The organism is Klebsiella sp. OBRC7, from assembly GCF_000293135.1.
Classification (GTDB): Bacteria; Pseudomonadota; Gammaproteobacteria; order Enterobacterales; family Enterobacteriaceae; genus Klebsiella; species Klebsiella michiganensis.
In genome coordinates this window covers 1-26,464 of sequence record NZ_ALNJ01000020.1, presented here as the reverse complement: position 1 = coordinate 26,464, position 26,464 = coordinate 1, and the positions used below count along the sequence as shown (strand labels likewise).

Sequence of the window (26,464 nt, the reverse complement as noted above, 5' to 3'; positions counted from 1 at the left end):
GAATGCGGAAACCATCCTGTTATTTGATTAAGGGTTTCCCATGCTCAGGCTTCATTCAGCCCGCTTTGCCGCTTGTCTTCTGCCGTTGGCCCTCGTGGCCTGCGGTGATAACGCCTCGAGTGACGATCCGCGCACCCAGCCGCCGCTCGTCAGATCCGCATCCGTAGAACTCGCGCACGATACCTCTCGCGCCTATACCGGCGTGGTGGTGGCAAGAACGCAAAGCGATCTTGGTTTTAGAGTGCAGGGTAAGATCCTTGAACGCTTTGTTGATACTGGCCAGACCGTTAGGCGGGGTCAGCCGCTGATGCGGCTGGATCCCGCCGACCTGAAGCTGCAGGCCGTGGCTCAGCAACAGGCCGTTGACGCCGCCAGGGCGCGCGCGCGCGAAGCCATCAGCGATGAGGCGCGCTACCGTGGCCTCGTTGGCGCTGGTGCAGTCTCCGCCTCGGAGTATGACCAGATTAAAGCGGCGGCAGATTCCGCGAAAGCGGATCTCAGCGCAGCGCAGGCGCAGGCAAACGTGGCGCAAAATGCTACGGGATATGCCGTGCTGCTGGCCGACTCTGACGGCGTGGTGATGGAGACGCTTGCCGAACCCGGTCAGGTTGTCAGTGCCGGGCAGGCGGTGATCCGGCTGGCCAGAGCGGGGCAGCGTGAGGCGCTGGTACAGCTGCCGGAGACGCTGCGCCCTGCCATCGGCAGCGAAGCGCTGGCGACGCGCTATGGCGACGAAACGCAGCCCGTCGCCGCAAAACTGCGCCTGCTTTCCGATGCCGCCGATGCCACCACCCGTACCTTTGAGGCGCGGTACGTGCTGGAAGGCCCGTTAGCCAACGCGCCGCTGGGGGCGACCGTAACGCTGCACATCAAAAAAAAGAGTGGGGAAAGCCAGGTCATGCAGGTGCCGCTGGCCGCGCTTTATGATGCGGGCAAAGGACCGGGCGTCTGGCGAATCTCCGCGCAGCCAGCCAGGGTCGCATGGCAGCCCGTCAAGGTGCTGGGCGTGGGCGAGGAGGCGGCGCAGGTAACGGGCGAGGTGAAGCCCGGTGAGAAGATCGTTGCGTTAGGGGCGCATCTTCTGCACGAGGGCGAGGCTGTCCGCCTGGCCGGGCAACCGGATACGGCCCGGACGGGGGATAAACCATGAGCCAGGGCCGCTTTAACCTGTCAGCGCTTGCGGTGCGCGAGCGCTCAGTCACGCTGTTTTTAATTATTCTGGTGACCATCGCCGGTATTTACGCCTTTTTTGGCCTCGGACGAGCGGAAGATCCCCCCTTTACGGTTAAGCAAATGACGGTTATCACCGTCTGGCCCGGCGCGACCGCGCAGGAGATGCAGGATCAGGTGGCTGAGCCGCTGGAAAAACGCCTGCAGGAGCTCAAATGGTATGACCGCACGGAAACCTATACCCGGCCCGGCATGGCCTTTATCACGCTCTCACTCCAGGACAATACGCCGCCATCACAGGTGCAGGAAGAGTTCTACCAGGCGCGGAAGAAGCTTGGTGATGAAAGCGGAAACCTCCCCGCCGGCGTGACGGGGCCGATGATAAATGATGAATTTGCCGACGTCACTTTCGCCCTGTTTGCGCTGAAAGCGAAAGGAGAACCGCAGCGCCTGCTGGTCCGCGATGCCGAAACGTTACGCCAGCAGCTCCTGCACGTCCCGGGGGTCAAGAAAGTCAATATTATCGGCGAACAGGCCGAACGGATTTATATATCCTTCTCCCATGAGCGTCTGGCTACCATGGGGCTCTCGCCGCAGGATATTTTCAATGCGCTGAATAACCAGAACGCATTAACCGCGGCAGGTTCAATTGAAACGCGCGGCGCGCAGATCTTTATCCGCCTCGATGGCGCTTTCGATGAATTGCAGAAGATCCGCGATACGCCGTTTATTGCTCAGGGTAAAACGCTCAAGCTGTCCGACGTGGCAACGGTAGAACGCGGTTATGAAGATCCGCCCACTTTGCAGATTCGTAACCAACATGAACCGGCGCTGCTGCTGGGGATCGTGATGCGTGAAGGCTGGAATGGGCTGGCGTTGGGTAAAGCGCTGGATGCCGAAACGGCAAAAATCAATGCCAGTATGCCGCTGGGGATGACCCTGACGAAAGTCACCGATCAGTCCGTGAATATCAGCGCCGCAGTCGATGAGTTTATGATCAAATTCTTCGTCGCCCTGCTCGTGGTGATGGTGGTCTGTTTTGTCAGCATGGGGTGGCGCGTGGGGGTCGTGGTCGCGGCGGCGGTTCCCCTGACGCTGGCGGTTGTTTTTGTGGTGATGGAGGCCTCCGGTATCAACTTTGACCGCGTGACGCTGGGCTCCCTGATTCTTGCGCTGGGCTTACTGGTTGACGACGCGATAATCGCCATCGAAATGATGGTGGTGAAAATGGAGGAGGGCTACGACAGAATCAAAGCCTCCGCCTACGCCTGGAGCCATACCGCCGCGCCCATGCTGGCCGGTACCCTGGTCACGGCCATCGGCTTTATGCCGAATGGTTTCGCCCAGTCCACCGCCGGGGAATACACCAGCAATATGTTCTGGATTGTCGGCCTCGCCCTGATTGCCTCATGGCTGGTCGCCGTTGTTTTCACCCCTTATCTGGGGGTGAAAATGCTGCCGGATATCGCAAAGGTAGAAGGGGGGCATACCGCCATCTATGACACGCCGCGCTATAACCGCTTTCGCCGCCTGCTGACCCGCGTTATCGCCAGGAAATGGCTGGTGGCCGGTTCCGTCATCGCGCTTTTCGCGCTGGCGGTCATGGGGATGGGGCTGGTGAAAAAACAGTTTTTCCCCACCTCTGACCGCCCGGAAGTGCTCGTTGAAGTGCAGATGCCCTATGGTACCTCGATTGAGCAGACCAGCGCGGCAACGGCCAAAATAGAGGACTGGTTGGAAAAACAGCCGGAAGCCAGGATCGTTACCGCCTACATTGGCCAGGGTTCACCGCGTTTTTACCTGGCGATGGCCCCCGAACTCCCCGACCCGTCGTTTGCCAAAATAGTGATATTGACGGACAGCCAGGCATCACGCGATGCGCTCAAATTGCGGCTGCGGCAAGCCGTGGCCAGCGGACTGGCGCCTGAAGCACGCGTTCGCGTGACGCAGCTGGTGTTTGGCCCGTATTCCCCTTTCCCGGTCGCCTGGCGAGTGATGGGGCCGGATACCGATACACTGCGCGACATCGCGGACCGGGTTAAGGGCGTGCTGCAGGCAAGCCCGATGATGAGGACCGTCAACACCGACTGGGGATCGCGCGTGCCGACACTGCATTTCACCCTCGATCAGGACCGTCTACAGGCAACCGGCTTAACGTCCAATGCCGTTGCTCAGCAGCTCCAGTTCCTGCTATCGGGCATTCCCATCACCGCCGTGCGGGAAGATATTCGCTCGGTGCAGGTGACGGGGCGCGCCGCGGGGGATATACGTCTGGATCCGGCCAAAATTGAGGGGTTTAGCCTGGTCGGCAATGCGGGCCAGCGCATCCCGCTCTCGCAAATCGGGAAGGTGGAGGTCAGAATGGAAGATCCTTTACTGCGTCGCCGCGACAGAACGCCCACAATTACCGTGCGGGGGGATATTGCCGACAATCTTCAGCCGCCGGACGTTTCCGCCTCCATCATGAAGCAGCTGCAGCCGATTGTGGACTCGCTTCCGCCAGGGTACCGCATCGAAATGGCGGGTTCAATTGAGGAGTCGGCTAAAGCCACCCGGGCGATGGCGCCGCTGTTCCCCATCATGATCGCCCTGACGCTGCTGATCATCATTGTGCAGGTGCGCTCAATGTCGGCCATGGTTATGGTATTTCTTACCGCTCCGCTCGGGCTTGTTGGCGTGGTTCCCGCGCTGCTGCTTTTCAATCAGCCATTTGGTATCAACGCCCTCGTCGGGTTGATCGCGCTTTCGGGCATTCTGATGCGTAATACGCTGATTCTTATCGGGCAGATTCACCATAATGAGAAAGAAGGCCTCGATCCGTACCATGCGGTCATCGAAGCGACGGTGCAGAGAGCCAGGCCCGTCTTACTGACGGCCATGGCCGCCGTTCTGGCGTTCATTCCTCTGACCCATTCGGTGTTCTGGGGGACGCTCGCCTATACCCTGATTGGCGGGACGTTGGGGGGAACCATCATGACGCTGGTGTTCTTGCCCGCCATGTATGCGATCTGGTTCAGGATCCGTCCTGAAGCCGGGCGCCATGCTGAACAACATTAAGGCGCTCGTCTGCCTGCTCAACGAGCGCCTGGCGTGACCGTCCGAAAGCAGAGAAAAGCGCCGCAGTCCGCGACGCTTTTCATCACGCCTGAATATAGCGATGAATATTGGCTCCCATGGTGTATTGTCCGGCTGTCAGATTGGTAAAACCGGGAGTTTTTGAATATTCGGGTTATCCCGGTTCTTTTTTATTAAAGAAAAGCGTAAATCATCAGTAGCCAGAGTATGGCTCCAACGGCAATAATTATTTTCAGGATGAAGTTACTTGCCGGGAAAAAATATATCGCCGGCAGTGCGGAACGCCTGGCCTTAATGAGTAAATAAGGCGGTAGTAATATACTCCAAAGCACCAGCGAGATGCCGGCAAAGGCCAGGGCAGACAAAAATCCTTGCGGGGCAAAAATACAGGCCAGCGCGGCAGGAAAATAGGTCAAAAATATGGCCAGCGGGCGTGAGCCACGGCGGTTAATTTTGTTCAGCATATCCTCGAGATAATCACTCAAACCGATTGAGGCTGACATCAGTGAGGCTAAAACGGCAATACATCCAAAAGAGACCAGCATCAGGCGGGTAGCCGAGGTGGGCTGGTGGATATTGAGGGCCGCAATAAAGGCGCCGATGTTTCCGCCTTCGTCGCTGACGTGCTGGATAGCCTGAGGCGTGAGCGCGCCCATGGTGAGCGTCAACCAGAAGGCGTAGACGATCAGCGAAACCGCAAAACCGTAATAGAGGGAGCGGGTAACCGCGCGATGATTATCCCGGCGGTACATTCTTGTCAGAGAGGGAACGCTGCCATGGAAGCCAAAAGCGATAATACAGACCGGCACGATCGGCAGGTAATAGTGTAGCGGTGTGCTGCCGGCGAGATCGAATAATCTGAGCGCTTTTACGCCCTCTGCGGCCCCGGCGAACAGCAGGAGAAAGAGGGTAAACTTGGCGGCGATAAGGCCAGAGAGGAGGTAGCCTGGCAATCTGCCGCCCGCCCACAGAATCAGCGAGGTCGTTAGCGACAGCAAAATAATCGGCAGCCAGCTGCGGCCCGCGGTATCGGGAGGAAGGAGATCGCACAATATTGACGCTGCGCCTGATATGTACGCGTAGGTCAGTAAATAGAGCACGAAGCAGAAGGCCACGCCGATGATAACGCTGGCGGCGGGGCCGAGCAGGGCGCGGGTGAAGGTATGAAAACTGGCGCCAGGAGGAAATCGCATCGTGATATCAACGAGGATCAACCCGGTGATCAGCATCAATATACCTGTTGCCGAAAGGACCAGCAGGCCCTTTAAAAACCACACGTGGACGAACGCAACCGGCAGCGCGAACATGCCCCCGCCGATAATGGTCGCCACCATAAGAGACGTTCCCCGTAGCGGGAACTCTGTTCCTTTCATATTAGCGAGTGTCCGTAGGCGGCCTGCCGAAACAGGCCGGCAGCAGCTATTTATTTCGTGGCTTCAGCCAATGATTCTCTGAAGTTTTTATGGAAGTCGTCGATTTGCCCGCTCTCGTGGAGCGCCGACAATGCGCAGCGCAGAATGGCGTGCCCTTCTTCAACGGTCGGATACATCGCCACGGTCGTCGCGAAGCCGCGATCGTGCAGTTTTTTGCACATCGTGATGGCGAGATCTTCGTTACCAATCAGGATCCCCCGAATCGGCATCGTCGTACCCCGGTTAACGATGTCGATCTTGCCGAACACTTCGTCAAAATAGCGAATGACGTTCTGAAGCTTCTCCTGGCGGGCTGCGACGGTGCCGTCCAGGTGGAGATCGGCGGCGGCTACGCAGGCGGCAATTCCAGGCAATGAAGGCGGTCCGCCAAAGGCGTAGGTTGTGCCGTAGGTCTTAATAAAGTTGATGGTCTCAGCGTCGCGACAGGCGATAAATCCGCCGTGTGAGCCAAAGGCTTTAGACAGCGAGCCAGCGATAATAATACGCTCGTCAAGCCGATGGCCGAGGCAAGACATAACGTATCCGGAACCGTACTCTCCGTAGATAGAGGTGCCGTGCGCATCGTCTATATACGCGTAGCCATCATACTGATGCGCCAGGCGGACAATATGCGCGACGGGGGCGACGCCGCCCATTGAGCCTACGCTGTCAGATACCGAGATCGGCGTTAATCCCTGGCTGGCCGCATAGCGAAAAGCCTCTTCAATCCGCGCCTTATCCTGAAAATCAATTCTGACGACTTCCCCAAACTGCTGTAAAAGCCCGCGGTTGATCTGCAACGTCGCGTGCGCGGTCTTCTCCATAATAAAATAGGGTTTTTTGCTGAACGTAAAATGCGGCAGCGTCCCGGATGCCAGCAGCGGCAGCACCGCGATATGGCAAGGGGTCACGGCGTTAAACGTCAAAGTATGAGCCCCATGCATGATGTCGTTCAGTCGTGCTTCCAGCTGCGGGAACAGATCAACTTTTACCCGCGTTCTGGCGACAGAAACCTGCACGCCAAAACGCTCAATGGCGTCGACAACCGCTTTTTTCAGCGCCGGGTGAGTCTCTAGCCCAAGGTAAGAGCATGAGACAAATTCCACCATTTTTCTGCCATCGTCGAGGGTAATGACCTTGCCGTCCCTTTTTACCGCGACCAGTTCATTAATATGTTCGGAGAATACCCGGGTCTGATATTTTAGCGACCTGTCTATTTTCCTTTTTTGCCAGTTTTCCATTGCGTTACCTTCATTGTCGTGACTACCAGAAGAGACAGAATTGCCAGTGTTAACGTGCTTGCACCGAGGGTTCTGTCAAACCCCATACCGGTATCCGTTAGTTTTACGGCGAAATAGCTGATGGCGCCGGCGCTCACCGTTTGAATAAATCCGGTGACGGACGCGGCAATACCTGTTTTGCTACCTTTGATTTGCAGCGCGATAAAATTCGCGATCGGGTAATAGGCGCCAAGAGTGAGGTTAAAAATCATCGAGCCGGAGATGCATAATAGTAGTGAGTGACTACCGATAATAAATGGGACAACCGCCAGCGCATTCAGGATAAACAAAATCCAGGGATTATTTATGCGCTCAAATTTTGAGAGCTGATTGCCAATAATAAAAAATAATACGGAAGCAGAAAAGAGCAGCGAGTAGTGCATTGTGCTCAGCCCAAGCTGCTGCATAAAAATGGCCGGCGACAGCGAGATATAGCAAAAAAGCGAACTCAGAATCAGCGAAACCAGCAGCGTACCCTGAATAAATGCCGGGGTGATAAATCCGGAAGAGGAGGGCGCCGCGACCGCATCATGCTGCTCAAGGCGACGCGGAGAGAGCACAAGGGTGACGATGCTAAACAGGGCCATAACCAGGAATATCGAATTCCAGCTCAGATAGCCGAGGAGTGCGGCGCCGGCCAGCGGCGCAATAAGAGGAACTACCGCGCTGGCGGAAGAAATATCGGAAAGCGCGCGCTTGAGCGTTAGCGGGGAGAACGTCTCTTTAGCGATAGCTTTAGACAGGACCGGGCCGGCGCCGGCGCCCAGGGCCTGTAATGCCCTGCCGGCCAACAGCATCATTAAACTATCGGACATAAAACAGAGGAGGCTGCCCGCGAGGAAAAGCAAAAAGCTGGCCGTCAGTACGCGTAATTTACCTAACTTTTCGCCAAGAAATCCTGATAATAACTGGCTCGCCGCGTATATCACCAGAAAACCACTAATGGTTAACTGAATAGCCGAATAATCGGTAGTAAACGCTTTTTGTAATAGGGGCAGCGCGGGCACGATCATATCTGTCGCCAGCGCGGAAACCGATGCGGCGAGAATAAGGTATAAGTATATCCTGAGCATATTAAACTCTTCGGTGAATATGGGTTAAAACGTTAGATTATTATTTATGAATACGCCGCTGATTTTTTAGCGAATGAGCAAATCGCGATTCCGGTCAAAATTAATAGCGAGCTCAGTAAATGATAGAGATGCGGCTGGGTATGTAAAAACACAATGCTTAATATGCCGCCGGAAAGCGGAATAATATGGGTATAAATCTCACCGCGAGTCGCGCCAATAGCCGCGATGCCTTTATTCCAGAACAGGTAGGCCAGCCACGAGGGGAAAATCACCAGATACGCCAGTCCAGTAAGGAAAGCGATATCGTGGTAGGCGGCGAATGAGGTGGCGGGGTGCAGCCACAGCCAGAAAATCACCACCGGAAGCAGAATAAGGGCGCCAAGAAGCGAACTGACGGCGACGAAAGCATTGGCGGGGATACGACGATCTTTGTTACGCAACAGCGAGCAGTATACTGCCCAGCTTAGCGCCGACCCCATTGCCCACAGGTCGCCCTGGCTAAACCCTTTTAGCCCCTCTGCGTTGCTCAGGTTGCCATGCAGCAGGAGCAGCAGCACGCCTGCGGTACTAAAGATCACGCCCCACCAGTTCCGCGCCGATACCCGGTCATGGAAAATCAGGCGATTAATCATCAGCACCATACAGGGGGTCGCAGACATATAAATCGCTGCGTTCAGTGCAGACGTCGACTGCAGACCAATATAGAGGGTTAAGGGAAAGCTCACCTGTCCACACAGCGTTAGAACCAGCAGCGTTGCGCCATTCTGGCGGAACAACGGCCGACTGTCGCGGATTTGCCGCTGATACAGCAATACCAATAGTAGTGCGGTCAACGCCCATCTCGCTTCGGTCATGAGAATCGGATCCGCGCCCTGAACGAGAATATGCCCTACGACATAATTCCCTCCCCAAAACAGGGCCGCCAACGTGAGTAACAGGTAAGGCATGCTCATTCCTTGCATCGCTTCGAACTGTACTAAATGGTAACTTTATTTTTTTAATATATCAATTAAATTTTATGCTTATTGAGGGTTTTATTATTTTTTCATTTTAAATCATATGGTTAAAAATTAGTTTCCTGTGTGCAAAAAATCTTATTGCAGCATATTTATCTGTACGATAACGTATATATACCATGCATTAAACAGGGATAAATCAATGCGTAAGACAGAAAATGGTTTCACCGGGAACGAACAACATTCCGCAATGGCCAGGCTCTCTCTGGATGACATGATTGACCAGCTTCTTCACAGCAACGCGCTTTCACTAAAACTGACGGCCAATCCGCTACTGGCGGACAGAGCCTGGTACCTGACCGAAAATACCTGTACTAAGGCTTTTACCGCCAACGATCCGCAAGCGAAAAAACGTGCCCACAGCGCGCTGTTTAAACTCTACCAGGCGTGGCTGGCGGAGCCGCTATCGGCGGCGGCAAAAAACCAGTTTCATCCATTACTCTGCGGGATCAGAAGCTACATCGAGTCAGAATGGCTCCGGGTGGAAAAAAAACGTTTCAGTTTCCCGATACCCGCGCTTGACGCCGGGAATATCGTTGAGGAACTCCGTCATTTATGTCAGAAACACCCGGCTTCGCACCATCCCCTCTTTGATTTCCTCTCCTCTTCCGCCTCTGCTACGCAAATAGACTATTTCTTCAAAAGCGATAGCGCGCTCAATCTGCTGTTTTTCGATCTGGTCGCGATGGGGCTGGTCGGCTCTCTGCCAGAAACGCGTGCAGAGATTGCCCAGAATCTTTGGGATGAAATAGGCCAGGGCAGCCAGGAGTTTACGCACGTTAATCTGTATAAGGATTTGCTGAAGCGCAGAGATATTGCGCTACCTGAAAACCATTTCGCCCATCTGTATGACTGGCAGGGGCTCGCCGGGTATAACGCGTTCATGCTGGGCGGCGTTAACCGTCAGCATTACTACAAATCGCTCGGCGTGATGGCGATGACGGAACTGCTGGACCCGCCGCAGTACCAGAAGCTCGTTACCGGGTGCCGTCGCATAGGCCTTACGGATCGCGACGTGCATTATTACGCGGAACATATCGAGGTTGATATCGGTCACGCCGATGGGTGGCTGAATAACGTTATCGTTCCGATCGGCAATAAAAACCCGGCTGCGCTGGAGGAGGTCTACGTGGGCGCAGCGCTGCGTCTTCAGACCTGCTGCGATTACTACGATTGTCTGCTGGAGGCGTTACGTACCGTTGTTGAACGCGAGTCAGAGGGTGCCGCCTTCTGAATAAATAAGCGCTTTTGCCGCGCTCCAGGCCGTTATTCCGGGAGGGATCTCCCGGCATTCCGAGGACTCCGCCTGCTGAGCGGCAATGGCGCCGTCAATCAGCATGAGCATCATCATCGCCACCCGTTCCGCAGGTTCCGGTTTTAACAGCAGGGTAAGAATGTCGCGGAAAAACTGGTAGAGGCGCGATTTAAACCGTGAGCATGTCGCCCGGATAGCGGAAGACGAGGTTCCATATTCAAACAGGGCGCGGGTGAACATGCAGCCGTGGAAATCCTCACAGGTGAACCAGTTATTGTAGTATTCGAAGACGGCAAACAGCTTCTCGCGGCCCGAAGGTTTATCGGCGGTAATCTCCTGCAGCGCCTGCATAAACTCACTCTCTTTCTGCTGTAAAATATCAAGAATGAGCGCCTCTTTATCCGCATAGTAGCGGTAGAAGGTCATTTTGGAGATGCCCGCATTCTCCGATATCCGGTCAATACTCGGCGACTGATACCCCTCTTTGTTAAACAGAGACATTGACTGGCGGATAATTTCCGCTTGTTTTGGCTTCATACTGTTTCCCGTGGAATGAAGTAATACAGAGGGTTTCTGGTAGCGAGCAGTCATTCATTTGATATGGCGGGCGGCACGCTGCAACGACGTATGAGCAATGTCATTCCGATGGCCGATATCCCTGCCCCTGCGGTGAGCGGCATCGGTGAACGCGTTGACTCATAAAAATTGTTGTCGATTCTTACATCCGGCTTCAAAAAAAGCAAAAATCCCTCAGGCGATCTTTGCGCTGCGCGAATCAGGACTGCGCTGGGCCGCCACGTTATGCCCTTAGCCCTCCACGCTGCGCGCGGGGAGGATAAAGAGAGGCCGGGGAGAAGTCAGTATCCCCCCCGAACAGGGGGTGATGTTTTTGTGATGCATATCATAAAATAACGCCTGGTTATTGTGATGTTATCTACAGTCAATGGATTTGCATTTGAATCAACCCGCGCTATCTCTGCGGGTTTTTTTTCGTCCGGCGATGGTCGGCGGGCGGCAACTCCGCCTGCTGTAAATAGTCCTGATACCAGCCGCTGATACATGGGGTCAACGGATTTTCGTTGCGATCGAAGCGCCTGCCGGCGAGCCTGCGCAACGGGGAGCGTTCCGGCGACAGAAGCGTCGTCCACGATAAGTTTAACGCAGAAGAAGCGGGTCTAGCGGGTAAATTTCCCTATCCACGGGCTGCTTGTATCCTGTGACCAGAGTTGTAATAGCATCTCCCTGAACTTTTCCGCTGCAGGGCTCAGCGCCGTTTCTCTGCGCAGCACGAGACCGAGCGTGCGGCGAATAACCGGCTCAACGAGCGGACGGCTGACAAGAATGTGATGCTCATCGGTCGGCATGGCCAGACTGGGAACCACCGCCACCCCAAGCCCTGCCTCTACCATACCCAGCGACGTCGACAGATGCCTGACTTCATAGAACCAGTTGGGCTTCCAGTCCATATTCTCCAGCGCTTGATCGATCAGCGAGCGGTTACCGCTTGAACGTCTAACGCCAATAAGCCTGAAGTTGGCCAGGTCTTCCCACAAGATCAGCGATTTCTGCGCCAGCTCGTGGTCCCGTCGGCAGGCTAATACGAAAGGTTCATTGACCAGCGGCGAGAAATCGATATTGGGATGTGTGATGTTTATCATGTTTATGCCGAAATCTGCGTCACCGTTTAAGACGGCTTCAAGACAATCGCTGGCGCTGTGCTCGAGGATACGGATACGGATATTGGGGTAGTGATTGTTATAGTCCCTGATGACCGAAGGGAGGAAATAGAACGCCGCGGTGGGGAGGCAGGACAGAGTGACAACGCCGCTTTGATGGGTGGCCATTTCTTTAATACTCAGGATCGAGCTTTCATAAAAATCTATTAAATTCTTTGCCTTAGGTAAAAACTCTCTGCCTACAGCCGTAAGTTTAATGTTTCTGGTTGTCCGTTCAAATAGCGTAGCTCCCAGCTGCTCTTCAAGTTTTTTGATCCGCCGCGTTAACGCCGGTTGGGATGTGTGAAGAAAATGTGACGCTCTTGTGAAACATCCAATTTCTGCAATTTTAACAAACGCTTGTATACCTTGAAGATCGTGCAGCATGAGTTTTCACTCCAGACTTTATCGCGGTGCAAACACATTAACCTAACCGCTATTTATACGCAAAACGTATTAATCGATGGTTTTATTGGCATTAGAATTATGTATTCGTCTGTGGAATCCTGACATTGCTCTTATCAATGTGTGAAACGAGAAACATAATGTTAAAGATTCCTTGTGTACTGATGCGTGGTGGTACTTCGAAAGGCCCGGTGCTTCTGGCCAGTGATTTACCGACAAAAATTGAAGAACGCGATGCTGTGCTGCTGGGCTTAATGGGCGCGGGTCACGAACTCGAAATTGATGGTATTGGCGGCGGCAGTCCCCAAACCAGTAAAGTCGCGATTGTTAGCCCCTCGGACAGTCCGGATGCTGACGTCGACTATTTATTTGTTCAGGTGATGGTCAACGAGCGCCGCGTCGATACCACGCCTAACTGCGGTAATATGCTCTGTGCCGTAGGGCCCTTCGCGATTGAAAAAGGCCTTGTTAAGGCGCAAAGTCCGGTGACGACAGTGCGAATCCGTAACCTGAATACCGGTACACTGGTTGATGCGGAAGTACAAACGCCGAATTTTTATGTCAACTATGAAGGCGATACGCACATTGATGGCGTTCCCGGCTGCGCTGCGCCGATTGGCCTGACTTTCCTTAACTCCGCCGGATGCAAGACGGGAAAGCTGCTGCCAACCGGTAACGTCGTCGATGTGATTGATGATGTGGAAGTCACCTGCATTGATATGGCGATGCCGATGGTGCTGATTAGGGCAGAGCGGATGGGAAAAACGGGAGACGAATCACCGGCCGACCTCGATGCCGATCGCGCGTTTATGAATAAGCTGGAAACGATCCGGCGCAAGGCAGGTGCGAAAATGGGGCTGGGCGATGTCGCCGATAAAGTGATCCCTAAACCGGTTCTGCTGAGCGCGCCCGGCGCAGGCGGGACCATCAGAGTTCGTTATTTTATGCCTCATACCTGCCATAAATCACTGGCTATTACGGGCTCTATCGGCATATCCACGGCCACGATAATTGAAGGATCGGTGGCCCATCATATTGTGGCCGACCAGCCGAGGACGCCGTATACCAATATTATTAATATTGAACATCCGAGCGGAAAAATTTCCGTATCTTTACTCAAAGAGGGAGATGATATTGAGAAAACGCGTGCCGCAGTGATTAGAACCTCCCGTAAATTATTTGAAGGCACGGTTTGCGTCCCGGAATATGTTTTAGCGGAGGAATTATAAATATTTTATATCATTAATGCAGTGCAATACTGATGTCCTCTCGCGTGTAGTTGCTACATAACTCTGTACCTAAAAAAATAATGTCGAGGATTTTATGGCTATAACCCATACGAAAGATAATCAGCTTAATTCTGCTCCCGTCAAGGTCAGTAATTATATTCGGATCATCCTGGCCCTGGCGCTATCCGGCCTTGCAGAATTAGCCTCACTCTTTTTTATTCAACCTCTGTTGCCCGTTCTCGCCGTCGAATATGATGTGCCGGTGAGTCAGGTGAGTATCATTCTCTCCGCAGAAACGGCGCTTCTGGCTATCGGATTATTATTCACCGGGACGCTGTCCGATCATTACGGCAGGAAAAAATTGATTATCGTTTCGCTGCTACTTGGCGGACTGCTGACGATGCTCTGTCCTCTGGTTGAATCATGGGCGATGCTGGTGGCCCTGCGTGCGGTCATTGGCCTGGCGCTCAGCGGTATCGCTGCTGCCGCAACCGCCTATATCAGCGAGGAGGTCGCGCCGGTGGTGGCGGGGGTGGTCACCGGATACTTCGTCTTTGGTAACTCGATGGGAGGGATGTCCGGGCGTATTGTGGCCAGCCAGCTGATCGACCATATCTCAATAAATACCATTTTCTATGGTTTTGCGATCAGCCTGATTTTGGTTGCTTTGCTGGTTTACTTTTTACTCCCGGCGTCTCAGAACTTTAAGCCAACGCAAAACCTCAACGTTCTTCGCGTGGTGAAAGGCGCGGCATCTCACTTTAAAAATAAAAAGCTGGCGTTAGCCTTCGTGATTAGCTTCATCATCTTTGGGGTATTCACCTCTCTCTATAACTACCTGGCTTTCTTCCTGAAAGGCGAACCCTTTCATATTTCTCCGGCGAATGCGGGCCTGCTCTCCTTTAGCTTTGCCTTAAGCTTTTTCACTGCCCCTCAGGCGGGACGTCTTTCCGCAAAATACGGCAGTATGAGAGTCCTGCGCGCGCTGTTTGTGATGATGGCGCTGGGAATGCTGCTGACTTTAACGTCTAACGTCGTCACCTTTATTATCGGCGCGGTCATTTTTACCGGTTGTTTCTTTGGTTGTCACTCCATTGGCTTAAGCTGGGTAAGTAAAAATGCAACGCATGCACGTGGCCAGGCCGTCGCGTTGTATCTGTTCTTCTACTACATGGGCGGCTCAGTGATTGGTTTCGTGAACGGCTTTGTTTTCCACTCTATGGGCTGGCAGGGGATGACGGGATTCATTATTGCGCTACTGGCCGTGGGTGCGGTGGTTGCAACGTATTTGTCTTCCAGCGAAACAAAAGCCATGGTTCCGGTTGAGTCTTAAACCCTTCGTGGCGAAGTGAATGACTCACGTCATCTCCAGTGGCGTGAGGAAAGAAATTCAATGTTAGTAAGGTGTCATCATGAAATTAGCAAGCTATGTTCATCATGGTCGTAAGAGTTATGGAATATTGACGGATACAGGCATTATTGACCTGGGTGGCAAGATTGGTCATCAATATCGTACGCTGAAGGACTTACTGCAGTGGGGCGCTATTGAGGTCGCCAGCCAATATGTTAATTATCCGGTCGATGTCGCGATGGCTGATATTACTTTTTTACCGGTCATTGAAAATCCAGGGAAAATTTTCTGCGTCGGTATGAACTATGCGGAAAAAAGAAAAGAGTTTTCTGAAACCAGCGATGCGCCGACCCTCTTTATTCGTTTTCCTGACTCGCAAACCGGTCATGCAACACCGATATTAAAACCCGCGCTATCCAATGAATTTGATTATGAAGGTGAGCTGGCCGTTATTATTGGCAAACCAGGTATGAATATCGATACTGACGCTGCCCTGAGCCATGTTGCAGGCTATAGCTGCTATATGGATGGATCGGTGCGCGACTGGCAGCATGCCTGGTTTACCGCCGGGAAAAACTGGCGGCAGACCGGCGCGTTTGGTCCCTGCCTGACAACTGTTGATGAAATACCCGATCCCCATCGTTTGTCTATTCAAACCTATTTGAACGGCATCATGGTTCAGAATGATTCGACGAGCAGTATGATCCATAAAGTTGCCGATCTGATTAGCTATATCAGTACTTTTACGGCGCTCAGCGCCGGCGATGTCATTATTACCGGCTCCCCTGGCGGCGTCGGCAAAAAAAGAACGCCCCCACTCTTTATGCACGAAGGCGATCGGGTCGAGGTGGTAATAGAAAATATTGGGCATCTCATGAATACGATTGTCGAATCAAAACCGCAGCACGAATTGCAGATGTCGTCGTCTCCGCGGGCTCAGACAAGATTATTTGACGCTCATTAAGGTATGGGCAGGAGAAACAAGATGTACACCGACCAAACGCTAGAATTCGAGAAAGTGGAAACTAGCAACGGTACCTTCAGAGACGAAATAATTCTCTTTCTGAAGAACAATGGATTAGGCATCGACGGCGACATTGAGCAATTTGTTGTCGCGCGCTGCCGGCGGCAGCTGGTTGCCTGCGCCGGGCTTGCGGGGAATACGTTAAAATGCATTGCGGTTGCCAGAGAGTGGCGCGGGACAGCGTTAGGCCTGAAAATCATTCATGAAGCGGAGTTGCAGGCTGTTCAGAACGGCGAACATCAGCTTTTTCTCCTGACGTGTCCGGATAATGTGCGGTCGTTCCAGGGATGCGGATTTTATCCTTTGGTCACCCTCGATAACAGGGCGACGCTGATGGAGAATTCGCCGGTTGGCATCCATCGCTACTGCCGCCAACTGCGGGGCCAGCATTTGGTGACGGCCGGAAATATCGGCGGGATTGTGATGAATGCAAATCCCTTTACGTTAGGGCACCAGTATCTGATTGAGCAGGCGGCGAAAGCGTGCGACTGGCTGCATGTCTTTGTCGTTGAGGAAGATCTGTCCACGTTTTCCTTCCGGCAACGGTTTGCCATGGTTCAGGAGGGGTCACGGCATCTGCCTAATATTACGGTCCATCCTGGCTCAAAATATATTATTTCTCGAGGAACATTCCCCGGTTACTTTCTCAAAGAAAAACAAATTATTAATGAGGTGTATGCCGCAATAGATTTGCTTATGTTCCGCCGTTACATTGCTCCGGCTTTAAATATTAATCAGCGTTTTGTGGGTACTGAACCTTTCTGTAAGGTGACCGCGCAATATAATGACGCAATGCATCACTGGCTGGAGGATGAGATGACAATACCTGCCGCCAGTATCAAGGTGAATGAGATTCAGCGGATGACCGATATGAATAATCTTCCCATCTCCGCCTCTGCGGTCAGAAAATTGTTAAGTCACGAAGATATGCATGCCGTTGAAAGTATGGTGCCTGCGACTACGATGCCTTATTTATATAAATGGTTATCAGCGAATCAATCTAAGCAGCCCGATTTGAATATGGTTGATGCTTAATAAATCATTGTTCAGGATATTTATATGAAAATATTACATGCGGCAATCGCCGGGACGCTGGAATCCAGTGACCTGGTTGTCAAAGTCAGCCCCTACGATGATGGGCTCGATATTACTATCAACAGCGAAGTGTACAAACAATTTGGTGAACAGATTACGGCAGTGGTCAATGAAACACTTTCCGCATTAAACGTTACGCAGGGGCAAATTATTGTGGAGGATAAGGGCGCGCTGGACTGCGTTATCCGCGCCAGAATGCAGGCGGCGATTTTACGGGGAACGGCCAGCAACGAAATTGCGTGGGAAAAATTATGATGAAAAAATTACGTCGTAGCATGCTTTTTTTACCGGGTTCAAGCGCCGCTATGCTTTCAACCGCCTTTATTTATAAACCCGATTCAATCATGTTTGACCTGGAAGATGCGGTCTCGTTGAAAGAGAAAGACAGCGCGCGGTTGCTGGTGTTCCATGCGCTACAGCATCCTATGTATAAAGATATTGAAACCGTTGTCAGGATTAATCCGCTGAATACGCCGTTTGGCTTAAAAGACCTCGAAGCGGCGGTGCGCGCCGGCGTCGATGTGATCCGTTTACCCAAAACCGATACGCCGGAAGATATTTATCAGCTTGAGCGTGAAATTGTGCGTATTGAAGAGAGCTGCGGCCGCCCGGTGGGCTCTACGCAGCTGATGGCGGCGATTGAATCGGCGGTGGGCGTCATTAATGCCGTCGCTATTGCCAGGTCCTCTCAACGCCTGATGGGGATTGCGCTGGCGGCGTTTGATTACGTCATGGATATGCAAACGGAACGCGGCGACGGTACCGAGCTGTTTTACGCGCGCTGCGCGGTATTACATGCGGCCCGCGGGGCAGGCATTGATGCGTTTGACGTGGTCTATGCCGATATTAATGACGAGGCCGGCTTTTTGAAAGAAGTGGATTTGATTAAGCGTATGGGCTTTAACGGTAAGTCGCTTATTAATCCGCGGCAGATTGAGATCTTACATAATGCCTATGCCCCCACTCAGGAAGAGGTTGATTACGCCGAGCGTGTTATTGCCGCGGCCGAAGAAGGGGAGCGTAGCGGACTTGGGGTGATTTCACTGAACGGCAAAATGATTGACGCGCCGATCATCAACCATGCCCGGGTGGTTATTGAACGTAAAAATGCCTCCGGCATCCGGCAATAATCTCCATTCAGTCACCAGCAACAGGATTTAACTATGAACCAATTAACCGAAGCTCTTCATAATATATCCGGCGCCCAGCATCAATATGAGGTATTTTCCGGCGCAAATACCCATACGCCCTATCTTGCGGATATCCGGCAAAAATATCAGCGCAAACTTTTCGATACGCTGGATGAGGTTTTATCACGCTGCGATTTACGCGATGGGATGACCGTTTCATTTCATCACGCCTTCCGCGAGGGTGATAAAGTGATTAACTACGTTATGGCCAGGCTGGCGGAAAAAGGCCTGCGAGGGCTGACGCTGGCGTCAAGTTCCCTGATGACCTGCAACACGCCGCTGATCGAGCATATTAAACACGGCGTTATTAGCAAAATCTATACCTCCGGGATGCGCGGTGAATTAGCGGATGCGATTTCACACGGCCTGATGGAGGAGCCGGTACAGATCCACTCGCACGGCGGCAGGGTCAATCTGATTGAAAAGGGTGAAATTAATATTGATGTCGCGTTCCTGGCGGTCTCCTGCTGCGACGAATATGGCAATGCCAGCGGCAGCGGCGGCAAATCCCGATGCGGCTCGCTTGGCTACGCGATGGTCGATGCAAAATATGCCCGCAAGGTGGTCTTGCTGACGGAAAGCATTGAGCCGTTTCCGTATATGCCGGCCAGCATTATTCAGGATCAGGTTGATTATATTGTCAAAATCGACAGCGTAGGCGACCCGGCGAAAATCAGCGTTGGCGCCGCGCGCGTGACCAGCAATCCGCGAGAGCTGATGATCGCGCGGTCTGCTGCGGACGTCATTGAGCATTCCGGTTATTTTCGCGATGGTTTTTCTCTGCAAACGGGATCGGGCGCGGCGTCCACCGCCTGTACGCGATTCCTGGAATCCCGCATGAGGAAACACAATATTGTCGCCAGCTTTGCCTTAGGCGGCATTACCGGCAGCATTGTCGATCTGCATGAAAAGGGGCTGATTACTAAGCTGCTGGATACACAAAGTTTTGATGGCGCAGCGGGGGAGTCGCTGGCGAAAAATCCGCACCACGTTGAAATCTCGACCAGCGTTTACGCCAATCCGGCGGCGAAAGCCGCCTGCTGCGACCGCGTGGATATCGTTATCTTAAGCGCGCTGGAAATTGATACGGATTTTAACGTCAACGTTCTGACCGGCTCCGACGGCGTGATGCGCGGGGCATCGGGCGGACATTGCGATGTCGCGGCGGCGGCAAATTTAACTATCGTGGTCGCGCCCCTGATCCGCAGCCGCATTCCCACCGTCGTCAGGCACGTCACGACCCGCGTAACGCCGGGAGAGAGCATTGACGTGCTCGTCACCGACCACGGCATTGCTGTAAATCCTGCCCGTCCGGAAGTCAAAGAGAGGCTGATTGCGGCCGGTTTGCCGGTCGTTGATATCGAAGCGCTTTATCAGACATCGCTGGTGATTTCTGGCGAGCCCAAACCTATTGAGTTTACCTCGCGCATTGTCGGCGTCGTGCGTTATCGCGATGGCAGCGTCATTGACGTGGTAAGGCAGGTGAAAGAATGATCGGCGAAACAACAAACGCTTCCTGCGCCCCTCTCACCCTTGAGGAAGTCCTCAAAGCCAGAGAAGCGCGCGCGAGTGTACAACAGGCGTGGCTGCACCGCTTCGAACAACCGATGGTATCCACCACGCTCGTCTGGCCCGGAGAGGTAAAAGATACGCCGCTTGCCCGGCAGGTTATGGCGGAGGCGACGGACGCGTTCAGCCAGCTGCTGCGGAAACATCGCTGGGGCGTTTCCAGACACGACGTTCGTTTTCAGCCCACCGGGCCCGAAGCGTTCTGGTCCGTAGCGGCGCCAGCCTGGATGATCAAGCACGTGACGGCGCATCTTGAAGATCATCATCCTCTCGGGCGTCTGTGGGATATCGATGTTTTTTGTCCCACATCCGGATTAATTAAGCGCAGCGCGATCCGACAGCCGATGCGCAAATGCTTCATTTGCAATGAGGCTGCCCACGTCTGTTCCCGTATGCGCCGCCATTCTCAGAATGAACTTGCGCAAGTGATTGAGGATTTAGCCTATGACTATTTTCGCGGTCAACGCTGAACGGGCTGAGCAACGGGAAAGCATCGCCTGGCTGGCTGCCGAGGCGATGTATCGGGAAGTGAGATTAACGCCAAAGCCCGGGCTGGTTGATGGCGCGAACAATGGTGCGCATCGTGATATGAATATCGCGCTGTTTATGGCCAGTATTCGCGCCGTCTCGCCCTGGTTTCCGCGCTTTTTTGCGCAGGGAAAGGCGACGGCTGATTTGCCTGCCCCGCAGACGCTATTGGCGATAAGGCCCACAGGACTGGCCTGCGAACAGGCGATGTTTAACGCCACGGGGGGAGTAAACACCCACAAAGGCGGCATTTTTTCCCTCGGCCTGCTGTGCGCCGCCGCTGGGCGCCTTGTTAAGCGCAATCAGATGCTTAGACAGCGCAATCTGTGCGAGGAAACCCGCGCGATGTGCGCGGGCCTGGTTAGCCAGGAACTGAAAAGAAAGGGCCTCGCCAAAACCAAAGGCGAGCATATTTTTCAGCGCTTTGGGCTTAGCGGCGCGCGGGGTGAGGCTGAGAACGGCTTTTATACCGTCAGGCAGTTCGGGCTGCCCCAGTGGCAGAAAGCGCGGCGGGAGGGGTTATCTGAGCAGGATGCGCTGCTCAGGATGCTGCTGGCCCTGATGGCCTTCAACCCCGATACCAATGTGGTGTCCCGGGGCGGGCTGAGCGGCCTGCAGTATGTGCAGCGCTATGCGCAACGCGTTCTGAAGATAGAACACCTGGCGGGTGAAAAGCTCAGAAAAGCGCTGAGACACATGGATAAGGCGTTGATTGACAGAAATATTAGCCCTGGCGGCAGCGCGGATCTCCTTGCCGTTGGCTGGGTACTTTCCCATTACCCGGCCTGACGGGCGTTACTGAACGTGGAGAGGAAGGCTTTATGACTATCCAACGTCTGGAACAGCTCAGCGAGAAGTTGACGATTATTCTGGTGCCGGGCCTGCGAGACAGCGATGAGCATCACTGGCAAAGCTGTTGGAGTCGTCGTTTTCCTTTTTGGAAGCGGATAAGCCAGCGGAACTGGCTGGAGCCGGATATCGATGCCTGGGTATCCGCTATCCGTCGGGAGCTGGCTACCTGTCAGCGGCCGGCTGTGCTGGTCGGCCACAGCTTTGGGGCACTCGCCGCATGTCGCCTGGTTCAGACGCAAAAGGTGAACATCGCGGGTATCGTCATGGTTGCGCCTGCGGAGCCATCGCTCTTCGAACTGGACGAGGCGGTACTTCCCGAGAGGCTGCGGGTGCCCAGTCTCTTGTTTGCCAGCCGAAACGATCCGTTAATGACCTTTAAGCGAGCGCAGTACTGGGCGCAATGCTGGGGAGGGCGGTTAATCGATCTGGGTGACGCCGGGCATATTAATGCTGAGTCCGGATTCGGCGACTGGAATTATGGTCTGGAGCAGTTAGCAGAATTTTGTGAAGGGCTACCGCAATTTATTAAAAGTTAATTTTACCAACCGAATATCGCGATTACATAAACAACCTTCAGATAAATAACATCTGAAACGGAGAGCATATGTTAGAAGCTTATAATAAGCATGTGGACGAACGTGCTGAAAAAAATATTCCACCGAAGCCGTTAACCGCTGAGCAAACACAAGAACTAATTACATTACTGACCAGCAAGACCTGCGAAGATAAAAATGCCCTTGTTGAGCTGTTAGCGCATCGCGTGCCGCCGGGCGTCGATCCGGCGGCGAAAATTAAGGCCGATTTTCTTTATCAGCAGATTAAAGAAGAAAGCCCGGCGAGTATTATTGCGCCTCAGCAGGCTATTGAACTGCTGGGCACCATGCAGGGCGGTTATAATGTTCAACCGCTCATTCACTTACTGGACGATCCCCGCTGGGCCAGCAGCGCTGCCGAACAATTAAGCGCCACGCTGCTTATTTTTGAAAAATTTAAGGATGTGGAAGAAAAGGCGAAACAAGGAAATGCCTGGGCGCAAAAAGTGCTTCAGTCATGGGCCGACGCCGAATGGTTTTTACGTCGCCCGGCGCTGCCGGAGAAGATCACGCTGAAAGTATTTAAAGTGACGGGGGAAACCAATACTGATGATTTGTCGCCTGCGCCCGAGGCATGGTCACGTCCGGATATTCCTTTGCATGCCTTGTCCATGCTGTGTCATCCGCGCGACGGCGTCAGCCCGGATGAGCCGGGAAGCCGCGGGCCGATACGGCAGCTAGAGCAGTTAAAGAAAGAGGGCTACCCGCTGGTCTACGTCGGCGATGTGGTCGGTACCGGCTCTTCGCGAAAATCGGCCACTAACTCTATTTTATGGCACCTCGGCAACGATATTCCATGGGTGCCGAATAAACGAAGCGGCGGCTTTGTTTTTGGCGGCAATATTGCGCCCATCTTTTTTAATACCCTGGAAGATTCCGGCGCGCTGCCCCTTGAAATGGATGTTTCCGCGCTATCCACGGGAATGCTGATTGATCTCTATCCGTATCGCGGGGAAATTTGCGAAGCCCACAGCCAGCGTCCTGTCACCTCATTTTCCCTGAAAACGGACGTTCTGCTGGATGAAGTGCGCGCCGGAGGGCGCATTCCGCTGATTATTGGCCGCAGCCTGACGGCCAGAGCGCGGCAATCGCTGAACCTTGCGCCCTCCGACGTTTTCCGCCGGCCGAAAGCGCCGGCACCCTCCGCCGCCGGCTTTACGCTGGCGCAGAAAATAGTGGGGAGAGCCTGCGGCGTTGCCGGGATCCGACCAGGACAGTACTGCGAGCCGCAAATCACCACCGTCGGTTCGCAGGATACCACCGGAGGAATGACGCGCGATGAGCTTACCGATCTGGCCTGCCTGAGTTTCTCCGCTGATTTGGTTATGCAGTCTTTCTGCCATACCTCGGCCTATCCCAAGCCGGTTGATGTGAAGCTGCATGAAACGCTGCCCGAGTTTATCAGCCGCCGGAACGGCGTGGCGCTGAAGCCAGGTGATGGCATTATCCACTCCTGGCTTAACCGTATGCTGATTCCTGATACCGTGGGGACCGGGGCGGATTCGCACACCCGTTTCCCGCTTGGCATCTCTTTCCCCGGCGGCTCCGGGCTGGTGGCCTTTGCTGCGGCAACGGGCATTATGCCGCTGGATATGCCGGAGTCCGTACTGGTCCGTTTTACGGGAGAGATGCAGCCGGGGATAACCCTGCGCGATCTGGTTCACGCCATTCCGCTCTATGCCCGCAAGCAGGGATTACTGACGGTGGAGAAAAAAAATAAGATCAATATTTTCTCCGGTCGAATCCTGGAAATCGAAGGACTCGGGATGCTGAAAGCGGAGCAGGCCTTTGAACTGGCCGACGCCTCGGCCGAACGCTCCGCAGCGGCGTGCGTGCTGCATCTGGAAGAAGAGAACGTGGCGGAATATCTGCGCTCCAATGCGACATTGCTACGCTGGATGATTAATCAGGGTTATGAAAATGCCGCCACGCTGGCGCGGCGAATTGCGGAAATTGAGGCGTGGCTGGCGAATCCGTCGCTGCTGGTGGCCGATGAGAACGCTGAATATGCCGCGGTGATTGAGATCGATCTCACGGAAATTACCGAACCTATCGTCTGTGCGCCTAACGATCCGGATGACGCCCGGCTGCTGTCGGAAGTCGCGCGTACGCCGATAGATGAGGTCTTTATTGGCTCCTGCATGACGAATATTGGCCATTTCCGCGCCGCCGGTAAAATTATTGCCGACGCCCGCGAGATACCCGCACGGCTGTGGCTGGCTCCGCCGACGAAAATGGATGCGCGTCAGCTTGCCAGTGAAGGGTACTTTAATCAGTTCATAAAAACGGGCGCCAGAATCGAACCTGCCGGATGTTCGCTGTGTATGGGGAACCAGGCGCGGGTACGTCAGGGCAGTTCCGTTGTTTCAACATCGACTCGTAACTTCCCGAATCGTCTTGGCACCGATGCGAACGTTTTTTTAGCATCGGCGGAGCTGAGCGCCGTGGCGGCGATGATAGGGAAAATGCCGACCGTTGAACAATATTTCTGGCACATGGACAAAATCAAAGCAGCAAGGGACGACATTTATCGTTACCTGAACTTCGATCGGCTGCCAGAGTATCAGTCAACGAATGATGAAAAAAATATTATTAAAACATTCTCTGGCTAATTCTTTACTGCATTAAACAATAACGGTGAATAGCTCACTTGTTCAGCGGAAGCTTCAGAAGAATGAGGCTTCTGCTTTTAACGACACGGATTGTAGCCGAGGTGAAGCATGTTGAAGTCAAAGCTAATAAAAATAGCGGTACTTATTTTTATTATTATATTAGCTATAATAATTCCACCCCCCGAGGGATTAACGAAAGAAGCCTGGATACTGGCAGGTATCTACCTGGCGTCCATTATAGGGCTGGTGAGTAAGCCTTATCCTGAGCCGGTTATCATGCTGTCGGCGGTAGGCTTGTCGTGCTTAACGGTGGCACGATTTGATGACTCCCCGGTCAGGTCAATGGATGTACTGAGCGGTTTTTCCTCGGGAACGACATGGCTGGTATTTAGCGCGTTTACTTTGAGCGCCGCTTTTGTCACCACCGGCTTGGGGAAACGTCTGGCGTACTGGTTTATTTTAAAATTTGGTGGGACAACCCTGCGGCTGGGGTACGTCACGGCGCTGTTGGATCTAATGTTGTCACCGGCGACGCCCTCTAACACTGCGCGCGCCGGCGGCGTCGTATTCCCGATTATCAATAGCATTGCCCTGGTGTTAGGTTCAACGCCAAAAGAGAGTCCGCGTCAGGCCGGACGTTACCTGATGGTGAATGTGTATATGGTGACTAAGACCACCAGCTATATGTTTTTGACCGCGTTTGCCGGAAATGCCTTAGCGTTACAGTTAATTTCCGATATTTTTCATATCCGCATCAGCTGGGTGGGATGGGCTCTGGCGGGGGTACCGCTTGGGCTATTGATGTTAGCCGTCATTCCTTATATCACCTACAAAATAGTGCGCCCGCAATTAAAAGAAATAGACAATGTAAAAATAGCCACTGCGGGCCTGAACGACCTGGGGCCCATCAGTTCGAAAGAGAAAGGGCTGATCGTGGTCTTTATCTCCGCACTCTCCGGCTGGATATTTTCTCATTATCTGGGGCTGAATGAATCCTCCGTTGCGGTGATTGCCATGGCTGGCGCTTTGCTCGCGAATGTCATTTGCTGGAATGATGTGCTGCAAAATAAGGGCGGCTGGAATACGTTAATCTGGTACGGCGGCATTATTGGACTGAGTGCGACCTTAAGCAAAGAGGGATTTTTTAAATGGCTTGCCGCCTTTATGTCCGAGCATCTGGATTTCCTCGGCGCCGGTAACACGACCATTGTGATTATTGTTTTTTTAAGCATCGTCGTGCGCTATTTATTCGCCTCCGGCGGTGCATACGTCGCGGCTATGGTTCCCGTCTTCGCCACCGTTGGACTGGTTACCGGAACGACGCCTGCGCTGCTGGCGCTCGCGATCCTGTTTTCTAACTCTTACGGGGGCTGTATCACGCACTATGGCGGTGCCGCCGGGCCGATTATCTTTGCCGCCGGTTATAACGATATTAAATCCTGGTGGTTAACCGGGACCATAATCGCTTTATTAACGTTTCTGCTGCATATGGTTGTCGGCATTCCGTGGTGGGGCTTTTTGATTCAGGGTAATGACTCCAACTTACTGATAGTGTTTTATGTTCAGATAATGCCCGATGACTTTGTCATGCAGCTCCACCGATTTTGAGAACGACAGTGACTTCCTGCCCAGCCTTGCCAGATGTTGCCTCAGATTCAGGTTATGCCGCTCAATGCGCTGCGTATATCGCTTGCTGATAACGTGCAGTTCTCCCTTCAGGCGTGATTCATAAAGCGGCCAGCCATCCGTCATCCATACCACGACCTCAAAGGCCGACAGCAGGCCCAGAAGACGCTCCAGCGTGGACAACGTGCGTTCACCGAATACGTGCGCCACAACCGTCCTCCGTATCCTGTCATACGCGTAAAACAACCAGCGCTGGCGTGATTTAGCGCCGACATAACCCCACTGTTCGTCCATTTCCGCGCAAACAATGACGTCACTGCCCGGTTGTATGCGTGAGGTTACCGACTGCGGTCTGAGTTTTTTAAGTGACGTAAAATCGTGTTGAGGCCAACGC

At 53.5% G+C, this 26,464-nt stretch carries 21 protein-coding genes and 1 pseudogene; 15 read left to right on the top strand and 7 right to left on the bottom strand.

The genetic code is table 11. The features are described from left to right. Positions 1 to 40: 40 nt before the first annotated feature. Together HMPREF1144_RS04290 and HMPREF1144_RS04285 are read left to right on the top strand one after the other, a co-directional pair. The gene (locus HMPREF1144_RS04290) at positions 41 to 1,150 is read left to right on the top strand and encodes an efflux RND transporter periplasmic adaptor subunit (RefSeq protein ID WP_009651935.1); all 1,110 of its coding nucleotides are present in this window, start codon (positions 41 to 43) and stop codon (positions 1,148 to 1,150) included. Continuing rightward, entirely contained in the window at positions 1,147 to 4,227 is a 3,081-nt protein-coding gene (locus HMPREF1144_RS04285) for an efflux RND transporter permease subunit (protein WP_009651920.1), read from the top strand. The genes HMPREF1144_RS04290 and HMPREF1144_RS04285 overlap by 4 nt, the downstream gene beginning before the upstream one ends. Before the next feature lie 191 nt (positions 4,228 to 4,418). Here HMPREF1144_RS04285 and HMPREF1144_RS04280 read toward each other — a convergent pair whose 3' ends face one another. From HMPREF1144_RS04280 to HMPREF1144_RS04265, 4 genes are read right to left on the bottom strand one after another with little or no spacing between them, the layout of a single operon-like run. Further along, positions 4,419 to 5,618: an aromatic amino acid transport family protein gene (locus tag HMPREF1144_RS04280; RefSeq protein ID WP_071532236.1), complete on the bottom strand. Its 1,200-nt coding sequence runs from the start codon at positions 5,616 to 5,618 to the stop codon at positions 4,419 to 4,421. 50 nt (positions 5,619 to 5,668) lie between these two features. Next, the gene (locus tag HMPREF1144_RS04275) at positions 5,669 to 6,898 is read right to left on the bottom strand and encodes an aminotransferase class I/II-fold pyridoxal phosphate-dependent enzyme (RefSeq protein ID WP_009651927.1); all 1,230 of its coding nucleotides are present in this window, start codon (positions 6,896 to 6,898) and stop codon (positions 5,669 to 5,671) included. After that, positions 6,871 to 8,010 carry an MFS transporter gene (locus tag HMPREF1144_RS04270; RefSeq protein ID WP_009651925.1) on the bottom strand — a complete coding sequence of 380 codons (1,140 nt, stop codon included), beginning with the start codon at positions 8,008 to 8,010 and terminating at the stop codon, positions 6,871 to 6,873. Before HMPREF1144_RS04270 ends, HMPREF1144_RS04275 begins: the two co-directional genes overlap by 28 nt. A 44-nt stretch (positions 8,011 to 8,054) precedes the next feature. After that, positions 8,055 to 8,957, bottom strand: a complete 903-nt coding sequence (locus HMPREF1144_RS04265) for a DMT family transporter (RefSeq protein ID WP_004849613.1) — start codon at positions 8,955 to 8,957, stop codon at positions 8,055 to 8,057. Positions 8,958 to 9,168: 211 nt separating this feature from the next. Here HMPREF1144_RS04265 and HMPREF1144_RS04260 point away from each other — a divergent pair, with 211 nt between their 5' ends. After that, positions 9,169 to 10,260, top strand: a complete 1,092-nt coding sequence (locus HMPREF1144_RS04260) for an iron-containing redox enzyme family protein (RefSeq protein ID WP_042927004.1) — start codon at positions 9,169 to 9,171, stop codon at positions 10,258 to 10,260. On the opposite strand, the gene HMPREF1144_RS04255 is transcribed toward HMPREF1144_RS04260, so the two are convergent. Both HMPREF1144_RS04255 and HMPREF1144_RS04250 read right to left on the bottom strand, forming a co-directional pair. Further along, the gene (locus HMPREF1144_RS04255) at positions 10,240 to 10,818 is read right to left on the bottom strand and encodes a TetR/AcrR family transcriptional regulator (RefSeq protein ID WP_004849617.1); all 579 of its coding nucleotides are present in this window, start codon (positions 10,816 to 10,818) and stop codon (positions 10,240 to 10,242) included. The two genes, HMPREF1144_RS04260 and HMPREF1144_RS04255, sit on opposite strands and share 21 nt — an antisense overlap. Before the next feature lie 638 nt (positions 10,819 to 11,456). After that, on the bottom strand, positions 11,457 to 12,383 hold the full coding sequence (locus HMPREF1144_RS04250) for a LysR family transcriptional regulator (protein WP_004131117.1): 927 nt from the start codon (positions 12,381 to 12,383) through the stop codon (positions 11,457 to 11,459). Positions 12,384 to 12,541: 158 nt separating this feature from the next. Here HMPREF1144_RS04250 and HMPREF1144_RS04245 point away from each other — a divergent pair, with 158 nt between their 5' ends. The 12 genes from HMPREF1144_RS04245 to HMPREF1144_RS04190 all read left to right on the top strand — a co-directional run bounded on the left by HMPREF1144_RS04245 (position 12,542) and on the right by HMPREF1144_RS04190 (position 26,052). After that, positions 12,542 to 13,630, top strand: coding sequence for a 4-oxalomesaconate tautomerase (locus HMPREF1144_RS04245; protein ID WP_004849620.1), 1,089 nt, complete (start codon positions 12,542 to 12,544; stop codon positions 13,628 to 13,630). Positions 13,631 to 13,724: 94 nt separating this feature from the next. Next, positions 13,725 to 14,963 carry an MFS transporter gene (locus HMPREF1144_RS04240; RefSeq protein WP_004849622.1) on the top strand — a complete coding sequence of 413 codons (1,239 nt, stop codon included), beginning with the start codon at positions 13,725 to 13,727 and terminating at the stop codon, positions 14,961 to 14,963. A gap of 79 nt (positions 14,964 to 15,042) precedes the next feature. Then, complete coding sequence (locus HMPREF1144_RS04235; RefSeq protein ID WP_004849623.1) at positions 15,043 to 15,945, top strand: fumarylacetoacetate hydrolase family protein; 903 nt, start codon at positions 15,043 to 15,045, stop codon at positions 15,943 to 15,945. A gap of 21 nt (positions 15,946 to 15,966) precedes the next feature. After that, a complete protein-coding gene (citC, locus tag HMPREF1144_RS04230) occupies positions 15,967 to 17,040 on the top strand; it encodes a [citrate (pro-3S)-lyase] ligase (RefSeq protein ID WP_009651932.1) in 1,074 nt (357 codons plus the stop codon). 24 nt (positions 17,041 to 17,064) lie between these two features. Beyond that, the gene (gene citD, locus HMPREF1144_RS04225) at positions 17,065 to 17,355 is read left to right on the top strand and encodes a citrate lyase acyl carrier protein (protein ID WP_004849626.1); all 291 of its coding nucleotides are present in this window, start codon (positions 17,065 to 17,067) and stop codon (positions 17,353 to 17,355) included. Further along, the gene (gene citE, locus HMPREF1144_RS04220; protein WP_014228729.1) at positions 17,355 to 18,230 is read left to right on the top strand and encodes a citrate (pro-3S)-lyase subunit beta; all 876 of its coding nucleotides are present in this window, start codon (positions 17,355 to 17,357) and stop codon (positions 18,228 to 18,230) included. Before citD ends, citE begins: the two co-directional genes overlap by 1 nt. A 33-nt stretch (positions 18,231 to 18,263) precedes the next feature. After that, positions 18,264 to 19,784, top strand: a complete 1,521-nt coding sequence (gene citF, locus HMPREF1144_RS04215; RefSeq protein ID WP_009651936.1) for a citrate lyase subunit alpha — start codon at positions 18,264 to 18,266, stop codon at positions 19,782 to 19,784. Beyond that, complete coding sequence (gene citX / locus HMPREF1144_RS04210) at positions 19,781 to 20,329, top strand: citrate lyase holo-[acyl-carrier protein] synthase (RefSeq protein ID WP_004849632.1); 549 nt, start codon at positions 19,781 to 19,783, stop codon at positions 20,327 to 20,329. The genes citF and citX overlap by 4 nt, the downstream gene beginning before the upstream one ends. Next, positions 20,304 to 21,176 (top strand): triphosphoribosyl-dephospho-CoA synthase CitG, encoded by an 873-nt coding sequence (citG, locus tag HMPREF1144_RS04205; RefSeq protein WP_009651923.1) that lies wholly within the window; start codon positions 20,304 to 20,306, stop codon positions 21,174 to 21,176. Before citX ends, citG begins: the two co-directional genes overlap by 26 nt. A 32-nt stretch (positions 21,177 to 21,208) precedes the next feature. Continuing rightward, positions 21,209 to 21,775 (top strand): RBBP9/YdeN family alpha/beta hydrolase, encoded by a 567-nt coding sequence (locus HMPREF1144_RS04200; protein WP_009651946.1) that lies wholly within the window; start codon positions 21,209 to 21,211, stop codon positions 21,773 to 21,775. Between the two features lie 68 nt (positions 21,776 to 21,843). Then, complete coding sequence (acnB, locus tag HMPREF1144_RS04195) at positions 21,844 to 24,444, top strand: bifunctional aconitate hydratase 2/2-methylisocitrate dehydratase (RefSeq protein WP_009651938.1); 2,601 nt, start codon at positions 21,844 to 21,846, stop codon at positions 24,442 to 24,444. A gap of 108 nt (positions 24,445 to 24,552) precedes the next feature. Continuing rightward, the gene (locus tag HMPREF1144_RS04190) at positions 24,553 to 26,052 is read left to right on the top strand and encodes an anion permease (RefSeq protein WP_009651951.1); all 1,500 of its coding nucleotides are present in this window, start codon (positions 24,553 to 24,555) and stop codon (positions 26,050 to 26,052) included. Here HMPREF1144_RS04190 and HMPREF1144_RS30995 read toward each other — a convergent pair. Next, a pseudogene (locus HMPREF1144_RS30995) lies at positions 25,987 to 26,464 on the bottom strand (IS1 family transposase); the annotation flags it as partial. The gene HMPREF1144_RS04190 and the pseudogene HMPREF1144_RS30995 sit on opposite strands and share 66 nt — an antisense overlap.